Here is a 13,951-nt window from a genome sequence, read left to right as displayed (position 1 = left end):
CAAGCAGCTACCATTTCTCTACACTCAACAGTGTTCATCGCTCACCGCGTCTCATTCCTCCCTTGGGACGCATGAAGTCACGTGAGAGGAGCAGTCATGCCCTGGTGGTTTAGAACCCGTCGACGCTCCGGCCCTGCCGCTCCCAGCCCCTCCCCGTCTCCTGCCACAGAGCAGGAACGCGCGTCCGTCGGGGTCAGGGTCGGTGAGGTGGCCTTCCCTGGGCGCGCGGACGAGGACACGCGCCGCTATCTGCAGGAGCAGCCCTATCTGCTGCCCAAGGACCTCAAAGAGGTCAACCGGCTCGACTTTCAGCATTACGTGCTGCGGGCCATCCTGAAGCGCAACTATCTGGCCCCGCTGCAGGCACCACGGCAGATCCTGGACGTGGGCTGTGGGACGGGCCAGTGGGCCTACGAGCTGGCGCGGGAGTTTCCCCAGGCGGGGGTGATCGGGCTGGATCTGGAGCCAGCCAGGAACACGACCGCGCCGCCGCCCAACTATCGGTTTGTGGCGGGGGATGTGCGAGACGGCCTGCCTTTCGAGGACAACCGCTTTGATTTTGTCCATCAGCGCTTTTTCTGGGCGGCGCTGCCGCTGGCGGCCTGGCCGGGGGTCGTCCAGGAGCTGGTGCGGGTGACGGCGCCCGGCGGCTGGGTCGAGTTGCTGGAAGCGAGTACCGATGGGACCCCTACTGGCCCCAATGGCCGACGCTTGCAGGCCATGCTGCGGGAGCTGGCGACGCTGCGGGGACTGGATGGCTCGGACGAGGTGGTCCGTTCGCTGGATCGCTACCTCAGAGAGGCGGGATTGGTCGAGGTGGAGCGGCGGGAGATCGAGGTGCCTCTCGGAGACTGGGGGGGACGGATCGGCTCGCTGCTGGCCTTGGATTTTCGCGAAGTGTGTGTGGCCATGAGTGGAGCGGTGATGAAGCGTTTTCGGCTGACGCAGCAGGAGTATGAGGCGCTGCTGGATGTGGTAGCTCAGGAGTGGAACGAATTGAAGACGAAATGCCGCTTTGTGGCGGCCTACGGGCGCAAGCCATAAAAGCGGTTGCTGCTCCGACTGGCCTGTCCCTGGCAGGTGAACGAGAGATAGGCCAAACGCGTTTGCTCCTATCACAGGAGGAAAAGCCGCTTGTGATCAGGGCCGACTTCCACGAGGGAAGCCTGGCCCTGATCACAAGTGGAGAGTGAGGCGGGATCACCGGACAAAAGCAGGCCGCCAGGACAGTTTCGTTGCATAGATCATCCCCCATTCCGCTACCCAGGCGGCTTTCCTGCCAACACTACTGGACACAGACTGGGGCAAACTCGCCTTTCAGCCCAAACGTGAGCAGCATACTCTCAGGTATCTGCAGCAGCTCGCCGAGGATGCTGACGGCATCAGGCGCCGACACCAGCCGTCATCAGCTCCCTGGCCAGTCAAGGCAGGATGAGAGCGCAACAGCCAATCAGGTCTCCGAATACTGAGAGGCAGAATGGCGGCCGGCTAGCAGCCTAAGCGTAGGAGACTCGCCTTTTGTAGATCCTCATGGCCAGGAAGTAGGCCACCAGCAGGGCAGCGACGCACCAGGCCAGGGCAATCCATATCTCCCGAGAGGCAGGCTCGCCAGCCAGGAGGGCCCGAATCGTATTTACGATCGCCGTCACAGGCTGGTGCTCAGCAAAAGCGCGAACCACTGGCGGCATCGAGTGGGTGGGCACAAAGGCCGAGCTGATAAAGGGCAGGAAAATCAGGGGATAGGCAAAGGCCGCCGCTCCATCGATCGAGCGAGCCGTTAATCCGGGGATCACCGCTATCCAGGTCAAGGCCAGAGTGACCAACACCAGGATGCCAACAACGACCAGCCAGGATAAAACACCTGCCGATGAGCGGAATCCCATCAGTAAGGCAACGAGCATGATAACCAGCAGCGAAATGGCGTTGAAGACCAGCGAGGCCATGACATGGCCCCAGAGGAGAGCAGAAGGAGCAATCGGCATCGAGCGAAAGCGCTCCATAATCCCCCGCTGCACATCGGTAAACAGACGTAGCGCAGTATAGGAGGTCCCGCTCGCAAGGGCCACCAGGAAGATCCCAGGCAACACGTAATTGACATAATTGTCCGTTCCACTCTCAATTGCACCCCCAAACACGTACACAAACAGTAACATCAGCCCGATAGGAGTGATCGCGGAGGTGATGATCGTGTCCATACTGCGGAAGATGTGTTTCAAGGAACGGCCAAGCATCACATTCAAATCACTGAAAAAGTGGTATTGTTTTATATTCCGCACCTGAACCTTTTCCACTTAGTAGACCCCCTTTTTGCCAATGATGGCCAGAAAGATCTCTTCCAGGGTTGGCTGTTTCTCTACATACTCCACCTGAGCCGGGGGAAACAGCTTTTTAAGCCCCATGAGGGTGTCGCTGGCAATGATCTTGCCCCGATGGAGAATGGCGATGTAGTCGGCAAGCTGCTCGGCCTCATCCAGGTACTGCGTGGTCAAGAAGACGGTTCTTCCCCCTTCGGCCAGCTCCTTCACCACCTTCCAGACCTCCAGCCGTCCCTCGGGGTCAAGTCCGGTGGTCGGCTCGTCGAGGAAGATGATTGGTGGTCTCCCTACCAGGCTCATGGCCAGATCCAGTCGGCGGCGCATGCCACCTGAATAGGTCGACACCCGGCGATTGGCGGCCTCACTCAGGCCAAAGCGCGTCAGCAACTCATCGGCCACCTGCCACGGCTGCCGGAGGTGTCGCAGCCGAGCGATCATAATGAGGTTTTCTCGTCCGGTCAATAGCTCGTCTACAGCAGCAAACTGCCCGGTGAGACTGATGGACTGTCGTACCTGGGCTGGCTGCGAGACCACATCAAAGCCGTTCACCATGACCGTGCCGCTGTCCGGCCTTAGCAGCGTGCTAAGGATCTTGATGAGCGTCGTCTTCCCCGCTCCATTGGAGCCAAGGAGGGCGAAAATGCGTCCCTCCTCGACGGCTAACTCGACGCCTTGCAAGACTTTGAGCTGCCGATATGCCTTGTGAAGATCTTTCACCTTAATAGCAATGTTTTGCAAGCTAAACTCCTCCCATCAGGACAGTCATCTTCGTCCGACCCGGGACCACTCCCCTGGATCCAGCAGACGTGAGTTACTTCCCTGGCACGCACCCCCTGTACACGGTCCCTGGCTGGCATCCAAAGGCACGGCCTGGCCGTCGTTCACCCGTCAGAGCAAGAGCGCTCTCCACGAGAAAGGCGCCGCTGTGGCATTGGATCCCGAACAGGATCTCCCACTCCTCTGATCCAGGAAGCCTTTCCTCTCCTTGTGGTATACTTAGTAACTGACTGGATCAGAGGTAGTCCCCAACTTTTCTGTTCCAGTCAATCAAAATCAAAAAAAATTAAGTGACTTAATCACATAATTGAAGGGTACCATGGAGGGAAGGAGATTGTCAAGTGATTCTCGAGGAAGCCGCGAGGAGATGCTTGCGGCCCTCAAGCGCGAATTGAGAAAGAGCAATAGCCTGGGCGCTTCCCTCTTTCGAGTGGCTGCCACGCAGACAGGAGTGGCGGCAGACACCGATCTTCAGGTACTGGACATCCTCGATCTTGCCGGTGAGCTGTCCGCCGGTCAGCTAGCCGAGCTGATGGGAATGACCAGCGGGGCAGTTGCCAAGATCCTCAACCGCCTGGAAGCCTCTGGGCTGGTACAGCGGGAGAGAGACAAGATCGATGGCCGCAAAGTCCTGGTCCGCCTCACCAGGAGCCGGGAGGAGCTACCCAAGGTTCACCTGGTTCTGGCAGCCCTTGAAGAGCAGTGGGATGAGCTAGCCTCAAGCTACAATGAGGAACAGCTTGCCTTCCTGCTAGAGTTTCTTCAACGCAACAATGCCCTCTCACGCCAGAAACTTGTTCAGCTTCAAGAGACCTTGCCAGTCGAGAGGAATATCTTTTCAGCTCCTCTTGGTGATCTTGCCCATGGCCGACTGGTTGTCCTCTCCGCTGGTATTCGGCTGATTTTACAGACGAACGAGGGAATGGCCGATCTCTACCAGGCTTGCTTCAAGGGGGCAGTGCCCAACGTGTCGGTTCAAGACGGAGTGGTCACCGTCCGCTATCCCCGGCAGTTCCTGCTTCTGACGGGAGAGCAGCGTCAGGCCGAGATCACCCTCAACCGCGCCATCCCCTGGCAGATCGCGGTCCAGAGCGGGGGATCAGACGTCATCGCCGAGCTGGGCGCCCTTGACCTCACCTCCTGTGAGATCAAGGGAGTAGGAAGCAAAATCCAACTGGAGCTTTCCAGGCCCTCTGGAGCGGTTCCCGTACGGATCAGCGGAGGGGGATCAGAGATTGTGGTGCGACGCCCGGCGGGCGTGCCTGTACAGGCCCATTTCAAAGGCTGGGGAGCTGCCTGGGTCTTCGACGAGCAAACCTATCTGAGCAACAATGTGAAGTTGTATAGCCCTGACTTTGATCCAACGGCTCCTCACTACCTTATCGAAGTGACAAGTACTGGCGGCAAGGCCACTATCGCCTCTCGCTGAGACGGCAGGAGGGAGGTCCCCAGCCGCCCATCTCACGCTCTTCTCCTTCTTCTCGCGCTGTTCAGAGACCCCAGGCCGCCTGGCCAAAAAGGCCGGGCTGGCCGCGAACAGGCGAGAATGACGGCCAGACGATACCTGGCAGTGAGCCTGCACCCTGGTGGAAGCCTGGCCGGTGCGGGTCGGGAGAAAAAGGTCCGCAGCCGCTCCGCCAGAGGTCACAGGAACAGTCACGTGAAGCGCTGGCTGGCTGGCTGACCAGTCCACCCGGCTGGCGCCGCAAGGAAGCGACCGCCGGTTGGTCACTCGGGCCAGAAGAAGCGTGATGAAGCGAGGAGGGGTCGCCGCTCCTGTCGATGCCGGCGCTCTTCTCCGAGAGCGCCGCTAGAGCAGGGCAGAGCCAAGATGAGGCACGCTGTCTCAGGAGCAGCCCAGTCCGCCCTGCCCTCCCGCGCACCCGAGGGGCGGTCGCGTTGCCGGCGTGATCATCCTCCCAACAGAGCAGCCCGCCCCAGACCACGCACGGGAGGGGAGAGCTGTCCCATCGAGGCCATCAGCATACCTCACTCAGCGATGAGGTGAGGAGGCAGCCCAGAGGGTTGAGCATGCGCCCCTGTCGATCACGGCCCAAGCCAGGGCCAGCCCGGCTCTCAGTGCAGAATCCAGCCGATACGAGCAGAAGAGGCCTCCGCCGCTCACCGCGAGGCAGAACCGAGAAGATCTCTTCCGGTCTCCCCTCCGAATAGAGCCAGCATCGCGCCAGACCCTTGAGCACAGGCGAGGCCAGCCCGCTGGGGGAGGCCAGAGAGAGGAGGTTTTGAGAACAGTCGCACGTCAAGCCGCTCCCCCTTCTGGGGCAGGATCGCTTCAACCCTGGTCGACAGAGCAGGCAGAAAAGGGCCTCACCTGAGAGGATCGCCAGAGTCCGCCTTGCTCTTCCTTCCGTCTTCCGTCAGGCCGCTCGAGGGGCTGACGAAAAACTTCCTGCGGTCGCTCACTCGACCTGTAGGAACTGACCGTCGGATGGAGCCGTCCATCCGTCAGGTGGCAAGCCCTTCACGTGAAGGGTAGTGCTCCTGCGCTTCAGTCTGACCCCTTGCGATGGTTATTGGCCCGTTGAGGGTCCTTCCGGCAGGAGAAAGGCGTCGAAGCCCAGGGCATGATAGTAGCCATAGAGAGCGAAACGGAGAAACCATGTGGCCATCTGTTTGGGAGAATGGGCCTGTGCCTCCTCAAGCCACCAGACAAGCATCCCGATAAAGGCATTTGATATCGCCACAATGGCGACCTCAGCGGGCATTCGATAGCGGTAGGACGGCTGTCCTGACGCCTGGAGGCGCCGGTGGGCCAGGTCCGCTATATACTCACTGACCTTCGCCAGAAACCAGGGACTGCCTCGCCTGCCGAGCAGCGCACGGTACATTCTGGCATGGATAGCAAAGTGTTCGAACAAGCTGACCCACATCTGGGGGGGATGCTCAGGATCAACACGGCCAGGCCCTTCCTGCGGCAGACCAAGACTCTGCGAGAGTTCCTCAATTGCCTCCCTGAAAATACCGGCAACCAGGTCGTACTTATCCTGGTAATGGAGATAAAACGTGGTGCGATTAACCATCGCACGCTCGGCAATATCCCCTACTGTGATCGCCTCGAAGCCGCGTTCCTCAATCAAGGCTATGAGAGCTTCTCGCAGAGCCATCCGCGTCCGCCTGACCCGCAAATCCTCTTTCTTTCTCGTCAAAATAGCCTCCTTGTCGAATATACAACACTTCTTGCGATCTGCTCATTGAAGTCGAGGTCTGCCAGCACTACACTCTTCTTGACAACAGTATGCCATATATCCGACAGACTGTCGTCGCACGAGGAGAGCGAGAGAGGGCAGATCAGCAGCAGGCAGACCTGCGAAGCGACTGAAGAAAGCGAGAAAGGAGCAGACATCGTGTCATCGAATCCTCTGAAGCTCAGGGCCGGTCAATCGCGCCTGAATCTGGCCGATAGCGAGTTACTTGACTTTCAGTACCTGCGAACCCTTTCTTACGAGCTATATGGCGCTGCCTCAGTTGGTGAGGTAGTGAGAGTTGCCCATGAGATCGCCCTCCAGGGAGGCTCAAGGGAAGCCTACATCGCAGCCTGGACCGCTCAGGGGCGACGCAACGCAGAGAGAGCGCAGGCCGCTGCAAGGCTCGGGCAGCGCCAGACGGCCCGAACCTACTTTCTACGAGCCTATAACTACTTGCGCGCCGCCGAATTCTTTTTTGACCGGCACGCACAGGACAACTTCCACGCCATCTACTTCGAAAGCGTGGCCGCCTTCGATCAAGCCGTCGCCCTCCTTGAGACGCCGGTCGAGAAGATCGATATTCCTTTGGAGGCAGGGGTCGACATGCCCGGCTACTTCTTCAAACCGGAACGAGACGAGCGGCCTCGGGCGACCGTGATCGTGAGCGGAGGGGGGGATGGGCATGGAGAAGAGCTTTACTTCCTTGGCGGTGTCCCTGAAGCCCTCGCGCGGGGGCTGAACGTTCTGCTGTTCCACGGACCCGGCCAGCGAGGTCTCCTGCATCGGCATGGCCAGCAGGTCATGCGGCCCGATGCCGAAGTGCCCATCGGAGCAGTTGTTGACTACGCCCTTTCACGCTCCGATGTTGACCCCCAGCGCCTGGCCCTTTATGGAATGAGCTTTGGGGGCTATCTCGCCCCAAGGGCTGCCGCCCATGACGCGCGGATCAAAGCGCTGATCGCTAACGCTCCTATTCGCAACTTTTACGAGCTGTTGAGCAAGCAGCCGCAAGAGGCAAAGGCCAGCGGCGAGCAGGCGCCAGCGAGAGATTGGGCCTGGGAGGCACTGATCGACAACTACATGCTCTGGAACACGGGAGCTACTTCGCTCCCAGACTTTGTCGCCAAGGCCAGGTCCTACACTTTGGAAGGGCTGGAGCAGCGGATCGTTTGTCCCACTCTAGTGCTGTCAGCCGAAGGAGAGGGAGAGGAAGCCAGGGCACAGGCCCAGCAGTTCTATCAGGCCCTGCCTGGCCCCAAGCGCTTTTATCTGCTTGCCAGTGCCGATGGGGCTGAGAGCCACTGCGGACTGGGCAACATCGCCTTGACCTCGGCTCTGGTCTATGACTGGATCACCGAGACCTTCGCTTGCTAGCCTCACCCGCACGCGATCGGCTAAGTGGCGCCGCAGATCGCCCAGAAGAAGGAAGAGCTTCAAGGCAACGGTCTCTTCCTTCTTCTGAGCCACTTTGCCTCCTCTCCCTCTCCAGGGAGGCCCTCCATCGTCCCAGCAAATCGTGTCGTATCAAGACGCTCAGCCGCCTCGCCCGGCCTCGGCTCGCAGATCGAGACCAGGGTGGCCGGCCTCTCGCGCGCCGCTCAGGACAGAGAGCGACGGACCCCGGAGCCGATCAGCGCCTTGCTCGCGCGCGGGCCAGGGCCGTAGATCGGGCCACTTTGGCGCCCGGCAACGGTCTCATCCCTGTACAACGGGCGGGTCCCCAGGTCTCCCCTTTCTGGGCCTCGCCAGCCTTCCAGAGAAACGCCTTTGGGGAGCAGGCAATGCCGCCCCCATCGTTTCCTCCGCATATAGAGGGGGCGAGTCCGACCCTCTCTGCCTGCTCCTTGACAGCGATTGCCGCCGCTTCCTAAAATTCCTTCGATAAAAGGCCGAGTCTGAGAAAGGACTCTCTAAGCGGCTCAAAACCGCAAGAGAGAAGCGATATACAATTATATTTCATTGATCCATATTATTATCAAATCTAAATATTTTTTAAAATGAGGTGCAAAATATCATCCGACGATCCCCAGATCGGACCGCTGGAAGCAACGCAGCCGATAGGCAACGACCTCTTGGAATCGACAGCGCTTGCAGGGCCTTATCCCTTCGATGAGAGCTGGGAGCCTTCACACATCCCACCACCGCCCCCTCCTGTAGCGAGGAAATACCAGGAGCACCTGACCACCTTGTTCCTGCTGACATGTCTGGCCATCGTCTCCGCTGGCGCCGGAGCGCTCGCGGCAACCCTGTACTGGAGGAATCAGGAAAGGGCACAGCCCGCAGCGACCAGCGTCCCGAGCTATACGGCAGATGACATTCTGAAAGACTTCATCGCCGCCGGTGCTCACCCTTTCGCGATCGAATACAACACCACAATCTCGGAATGGACGGATGGCATCTTCTCCACCGCAGTAGCGGCCAGCAGCTCGGTGACCTTTGCCGATGCCTCTGGCTGCCTCGGTCCCTGCGACCCACGCAATATGGGTCTCTGGGTCTACCAAGACAATACCACGGCGGATCAGGCTTTCCATGAGGTCAGCCAGGAAAACAGCCAGGCCCTACTCCATCCCCCCCAGGTGCTTTCACCGGTGCCAACCACCCTCTTGCTCCACGCCCGCTGTCTGTTGCCAGGAGCAGAGAGCACATCGATCTATAGAGAGGTGGTCAGGCAGCACTGCAAATGAGAAGCCAGCAGACCGATGGCTCCCGAAGGCGGAAGAAGAGGAGGTCATGCTCCGCTGAGAGAGCCATCGACCCTTTCGGCTGTCTCCCTGCTGCCAGTGCCCGCGCCGGGCCAGGGGCGCCGCTGACCTCAGCAGCCATCTCCGCCGACCGAGGGATCGCCCGAAAAGGAGCGCCCTTATTGAGCGCCAGCAAGGTTCTTGAAGAGCTGAAGCGAAGCCTCGCGACTGGCCGCCAGGCTCTGTCTGACCGCAGTGGTGATCAGCTCCTCCTGATCGTCTTCGGCCTCTTCCTCCCCCTCCGGTGGTCGCTCCTCTATCCAGCTAATGAGCGTGTGGATGAAGGTCATGACTGCCACATAATGTTCTGAGGTGCAGACTTCCTTGTGAGAAGCGCCCCAGCCTACGAACCGCTCGCACTTCTGCTTAAAGCGGGAATAGACCCTGTCGCGATTTGGGGTGGTGAGCAGAGCCGTCAGCTCCCTGATCACCTCGCCAAAGCCAGGCTCACAGCGCAGGACCTGCTTAAGGAGCACATTCCGCTCCAGGAGCTGCAGCGCGCGCCGCTGGCGCAGCTCCTGGCTCTTGCAGAGAGCAAAGGCCGACTCTTGCCAGGTGTTTCTGAAGGCCATCGATCACAAATCTCCTTTCTGGACTCCCCATCGATTCATAAAAACCGATTCGTAAAAAAGAGAGCGACCTTACTCTCTATTTCGACAAACACAGCCTACTTACGGAAGAGAGAAACAGATGGAGGCCAGGCCGATAATAGGGCTATTGGCCTGGAGAATGAGCCGGTGGTGGTGAGAGCACGGACGGCTGCCGTCGATGTTCAAGAGCAGGCAGCAAAAGCGGGACGGCGAGCTGATCCCCGAGAGGGCAGTACTCTGTCCGAAGGAAGGCCAGGTCAACCAACCAGCTTTGCTCCCCTCACAGAAGAGCGCACGAATGTGATAGACTGAAGCGAGGCGCAGCCATTGGGGCAGGCCGAAGAGAAGCCCTGGCCGCGCTACCATGCTAACGACGTCAAGAGAGGAGGCAATCCAGCACTGACCAACGAAGAGCTTCATCAGCCACAGCCCATCCAGCGCTCTCCCGCCGAGCTGGCCGCAATCTGGAGCGCGGTGCGCACGCCACGCCTGCTGCTTCGCCGTCTGCGGGCCGAAGATGGGCCAGCGATGTTCCGCATTCACGGCGATCCCGCCACCTATCAGTACAGCCCGGAGAGCGTCCATCGCTCCCTGGCCAGTAGCGAGGCCATGCTCCAACTCTGCCGTCTGCACTGGGCCGAGCACGGCTTCGGCTACTGGGCCGTCGAGCGAGCCAGGGATCAACTGGTCATCGGCTTCGGCGGGCTGGAGCAACAGCTCTGGCACAAGCGCTCCGTGCTGAACCTCTACTACCGCCTGACACCAAGCGCCTGGGGCCAGGGCTACGCCACCGAGATGGCCCGCACAGCGCTTCAACTGGCCAGGGAATATCTACCTCATCTGCCGATCATCGCCCGCATTCGAGCCGCCAACCTGCCATCGCAGCAGGTCGCACTCAAGGTCGGTCTCCGCAGGCTGCCGCCAGAGATGGAGGAGCCAGGCTACTATATTTTCGCCTCCGAGCCTGCTGGCTGGTAGCGACGAGCGAGCGGGGCGATGGCTTATCTCATCACGCCCCTCTGGCCGGCTCCGCAGGCCGAGAGAGGTCCTCATCTCCACCAGAGCCAGGTCCCAGAGGCAAAGAATCGAGCCGGGGACAAGATTGCGGGGCTGCCAGCGAGAGCACCTCAGTCACCATGAAAAGGAGTTCTTCAACGAGCATGGAACCGAGCGCAGGGAGGCCTCTCTTTCTCCTGTCAGAGCGGCGCCGCGCCAGGCTGGCCGTGGCACTTTACTTCTGCCTTAACGGTGTGCTGCTGGCGACCTGGGCGGCCCGCATCCCAGCCGTCCAGGCTCGCCTTGCCCTGGAGCCGGCAACCCTGGGAATCGTCCTCTTCAGCGGGGCCGCCGGCGCACTAGCCGGCATGAGCGGCGGGGGGTACCTGGCGGCTCGCTACGGCAGTCGTCGGGTAGTCATCCTGGCTACCCTGAGCCTGTGTCTTGCGCTGGCGCTGGCCGCCATCGCGCCCAGCTTTCCCTTGCTGATCATCGTCCTGGCCTTGTTGGGGGCCAGCTCGGGAGCAATGGACGTCTCCATGAACACCCAGGGGGTAGCAGTAGAGCGTCTTTACGGGCGCCCTATCCTCAACTCCTTTCACGCCTGCTACAGCCTTGGCAGCCTTGGCGGCGCCCTCGTGGGTGGGCTGCTGGCCGGCTGGGGCCTGCCCTTGCTCGCCCATTTTGGGGGCCTGGCCCTGGCCAGCGCCATCCTCGCCCTTGGCACTGCGCCCGCGCTGCTACCTTCCTCCAACGACCAGAGCCTCCCAGCGGGAGAGGAGCGGGCCAGGGCGAGCTTCGCCCGTCCAACACGGGCCACTCTGGCTCTGGGGGTGATCGCCTTCTGCGCCCTCTTCAGCGAGGGCGCTATGGCGGACTGGAGCGCCCTCTATCTCAACAGCAACCTGCATAGCGGGCCGGGCCTGGCTCCCAGCGGCTACGCCACCTTCTCCATCATGATGATGGTTAGCCGCGGCTTTGGCGACGCCCTCACGCTGCGCCTTGGAGCGCGCCGGATGGTACGTCTTGGGGGACTACTGGCAGCCTGTGGCCTCCTGCTCGTCTTGCTGACGCCCTGGCTGCCCCTGGCTCTCGTCGGCTTCGCCCTCATCGGCAGCGGACTCGGCGTCTGCTTTCCTCTGACGCTCAGCGCCGCAGGCAGCCTCGCCAGCCAGGGCCAAGCCACCAGTACAGCCCTGGCCGCCGTCGCTACCTGCGGCTACGCCGGCCTGATGGCCGGCCCTCCGACTATCGGCTTTGCGGCCAGCCTGCTGGGCCTACGCCTGGCCCTGGGGATCATCTGTCTGCTCTGCCTCTGCGCCACCGTCCTGGCGGGCGCCGTCGGTCAGAGCCAGCCCCCGTCTCCCCCAGGGTCTTTCCAACCAGAGGAGAGGAGAGAATCCTCAACAGCGCCAGCCCCTCCTGCCCCTTCAGATCCCTAAGATGGGCAGACCACGCTCGCCCATCACGGCGGCCAGCCCAGCCGGTCAGGATAGAGGGAAAAAGGTCCTGCGAGCGAGACAGCCGAAGAGAGCAAAGGGAGAGGCCCGAGAGTACTGGCGGTCCCATCCATCCCGCCATCTCGGGCCTCTCCCCATCAGCTCAGCATCAGCGTCCTGATCCGGGGACTATCCCCTCCGGCCCCGTTTCAGGGATAGCTCACCAGATAAGCCGTGGTCGTCGTTGAATTCGAAGGGCCACCCGTATTATTGATGATATGTTGGATCGTTCCCACTCCGCCGAGCGAGACCGTTACCAGATCGTGGAAGGTCACCCCCGCTGTAGTGGGCACCTCGAAGGCGCGGTCCGCCACGATCGAAGGATCGACATTAAAGTAGCAGTAGCTACCTACACCCCAGGCCTGATGACTTGTCACGGAGTTCGCCACTTTGTAGGCCGCATAGCCGCGAGTGCTCCCATTCATCCAGGCCGCCTGATTGGGTGGATCGTAGGGCATCTCATTCTGGAAGAAGTAGGTGCTCCCACCGTTGCCGTTCCAGATAACCTCGTACTGCTGGTAGTGCTCGACGAAGAGGCCGTACATGGTGACGTTGTTCCCATTGACGACCAGGCCGTTGGCCGCCGTATTGACCGTCCAGCCGACGCCGCTGCCGTGGTCGGCCCGCCAGAGCCAGAGATCGTCGCCAATGACATTATTGCTGTTAATCACCAGGCTCTGCGTGGCCTGGCCAGGACCAGCCCCGCCAATGCGGAAGAAAACATCGCTCAGCAGCGTCGGATTGGTAGCATGGCTCTGCGACGCGCCACTGGGACCGACCTGTAGCAACACCGGCGAGTTGACCGGGCCCGCATCGAAGAGCAGGCCGGCAATGGTGACGCCATCAACATCGGCCACCGTCATGGGGATGACCCCATTCTGGGGCACCAGCGTCGCCAGTCCCAGACCCAGCACAACCGTGTTGGGGCGAGTGATGGTAATAGTGCTATTCAGCTGATAGACCCCCGGGGTAAAGAGCAGATTCAGGCCCTGGGCCAGAGCATTGTTAATGGTAGCCGCCGAGTCGCCCGGATGGGCAATGTAGAACTGGCTGAGGGGAATCGAGCTGCCCGCCGGCGTCCCATTGGCCCAACTGGTCCCCTGACTGTTGGAGCGCAGCGCGGGAACAAAGACATAATAGTTACCAGCCTGATCGATGTAGAGGAAGGGCTTCTCGCGAATCACCGGCGTCTGATTGACAACCGTCTCCGGCGGATTGGGGAAACTCTGCGGTGGGGCTCCGTTGACACCGACAAAGACCATGTTCCAGACGCCGCCGTTCCAGCTTCCGAGCTGGTCGTTGCGCGAGAGCCACTGCTGCTGCGAGCCAGACTGGGTCTGACCGGTCACCACACTATCGGCCAGAAAGCCGCCGCTGGCCCACCCGCCGTCCCAGAGCAGCAGGTTCCCCTGAATATCAACACGGCGCAGCGGCGAAGCCTGAGCCGCCGCCCATTTGTTCCAGCCACCCGAGGGGACAATCTTGAGATTCTCAGCCGCGCGCCAGAAATTCTGCGTGGCATTGCCGTTCATCCAGGCCGCATCAAGGTTGACTGCCCCATTGATCACCACATCATCGGGCGAGCGGCCCAGGCCCAGAACCTGGGTGTAGAAGCCAACATTCACAGTGACATTGTAGGTCCCAGGCTTGAACAGCAAGGCATAGCGATTAGTGCCGAACTGATTCGTCTGCTGCTGGCTGTAGATCGAATCAAGCGTGCTCTGAATGGTCGAGCTGGGCATCGAGGGATCGAAAATGTAGACGTTCGGCCCAAAGTTCGGCGTCCCCGTGGGCGGCGTCGAGGTCGCGGTCGCGGTCGGCGTTGCG

The 13,951-nt window shown here is 60.8% G+C and carries 11 protein-coding genes; 6 read left to right on the top strand and 5 right to left on the bottom strand.

Features of this window, described 5'->3' with window-relative positions; genetic code table 11:
* Nucleotides 1-96: 96 nt before the first annotated feature.
* Complete coding sequence (locus ACFMO7_RS20410) at nucleotides 97-1,044, top strand: class I SAM-dependent methyltransferase (protein ID WP_376797328.1); 948 nt, start codon at nucleotides 97-99, stop codon at nucleotides 1,042-1,044.
* A 452-nt stretch (nucleotides 1,045-1,496) separates the two neighbouring features.
* On the opposite strand, the gene ACFMO7_RS20405 is transcribed toward ACFMO7_RS20410, so the two are convergent.
* Nucleotides 1,497-2,231, bottom strand: a complete 735-nt coding sequence (locus ACFMO7_RS20405; protein WP_376797329.1) for an ABC transporter permease — start codon at nucleotides 2,229-2,231, stop codon at nucleotides 1,497-1,499.
* Nucleotides 2,232-2,291: 60 nt separating this feature from the next.
* Entirely contained in the window at nucleotides 2,292-3,053 is a 762-nt protein-coding gene (locus ACFMO7_RS20400; protein WP_376797327.1) for an ABC transporter ATP-binding protein, read from the bottom strand.
* A gap of 373 nt (nucleotides 3,054-3,426) precedes the next feature.
* On the opposite strand from ACFMO7_RS20400, the gene ACFMO7_RS20395 reads away from it, so the two are divergent.
* Nucleotides 3,427-4,521, top strand: coding sequence for a MarR family winged helix-turn-helix transcriptional regulator (locus ACFMO7_RS20395; protein ID WP_376797326.1), 1,095 nt, complete (start codon nucleotides 3,427-3,429; stop codon nucleotides 4,519-4,521).
* A 1,102-nt stretch (nucleotides 4,522-5,623) separates the two neighbouring features.
* On the opposite strand, the gene ACFMO7_RS20390 is transcribed toward ACFMO7_RS20395, so the two are convergent.
* Nucleotides 5,624-6,259, bottom strand: coding sequence for a TetR/AcrR family transcriptional regulator (locus ACFMO7_RS20390; protein WP_376797325.1), 636 nt, complete (start codon nucleotides 6,257-6,259; stop codon nucleotides 5,624-5,626).
* 198 nt (nucleotides 6,260-6,457) lie between these two features.
* Here ACFMO7_RS20390 and ACFMO7_RS20385 point away from each other — a divergent pair, with 198 nt between their 5' ends.
* Together ACFMO7_RS20385 and ACFMO7_RS20380 are read left to right on the top strand one after the other, a co-directional pair.
* The gene (locus tag ACFMO7_RS20385) at nucleotides 6,458-7,672 is read left to right on the top strand and encodes an alpha/beta hydrolase family protein (RefSeq protein ID WP_376797324.1); all 1,215 of its coding nucleotides are present in this window, start codon (nucleotides 6,458-6,460) and stop codon (nucleotides 7,670-7,672) included.
* Between the two features lie 812 nt (nucleotides 7,673-8,484).
* The gene (locus tag ACFMO7_RS20380; RefSeq protein ID WP_376797323.1) at nucleotides 8,485-8,982 is read left to right on the top strand and encodes a hypothetical protein; all 498 of its coding nucleotides are present in this window, start codon (nucleotides 8,485-8,487) and stop codon (nucleotides 8,980-8,982) included.
* Between the two features lie 176 nt (nucleotides 8,983-9,158).
* Here the strand turns inward: ACFMO7_RS20380 and ACFMO7_RS20375 are convergent, their stop codons facing one another.
* Nucleotides 9,159-9,611: a hypothetical protein gene (locus tag ACFMO7_RS20375; RefSeq protein ID WP_376797322.1), complete on the bottom strand. Its 453-nt coding sequence runs from the start codon at nucleotides 9,609-9,611 to the stop codon at nucleotides 9,159-9,161.
* 345 nt (nucleotides 9,612-9,956) lie between these two features.
* Between ACFMO7_RS20375 and ACFMO7_RS20370 the strand changes: the two genes are divergently transcribed.
* Both ACFMO7_RS20370 and ACFMO7_RS20365 read left to right on the top strand, forming a co-directional pair.
* Nucleotides 9,957-10,607: a GNAT family N-acetyltransferase gene (locus tag ACFMO7_RS20370; protein WP_376797321.1), complete on the top strand. Its 651-nt coding sequence runs from the start codon at nucleotides 9,957-9,959 to the stop codon at nucleotides 10,605-10,607.
* Between the two features lie 182 nt (nucleotides 10,608-10,789).
* Nucleotides 10,790-12,067, top strand: coding sequence for an MFS transporter (locus tag ACFMO7_RS20365; protein ID WP_376797320.1), 1,278 nt, complete (start codon nucleotides 10,790-10,792; stop codon nucleotides 12,065-12,067).
* Between the two features lie 206 nt (nucleotides 12,068-12,273).
* On the opposite strand, the gene ACFMO7_RS20360 is transcribed toward ACFMO7_RS20365, so the two are convergent.
* Nucleotides 12,274-13,951: hypothetical protein (locus tag ACFMO7_RS20360; RefSeq protein ID WP_376797319.1), on the bottom strand; the 1,678-nt coding region annotated here is incomplete at its 5' end.

Source organism: Thermogemmatispora sp. (assembly GCF_042408735.1).
Taxonomy (GTDB): Bacteria; Chloroflexota; Ktedonobacteria; order Ktedonobacterales; family Ktedonobacteraceae; genus Thermogemmatispora.
The sequence above is the reverse complement of the archived record's forward strand: the minus strand, read 5'-3'. Positions and strand labels throughout refer to the sequence as shown.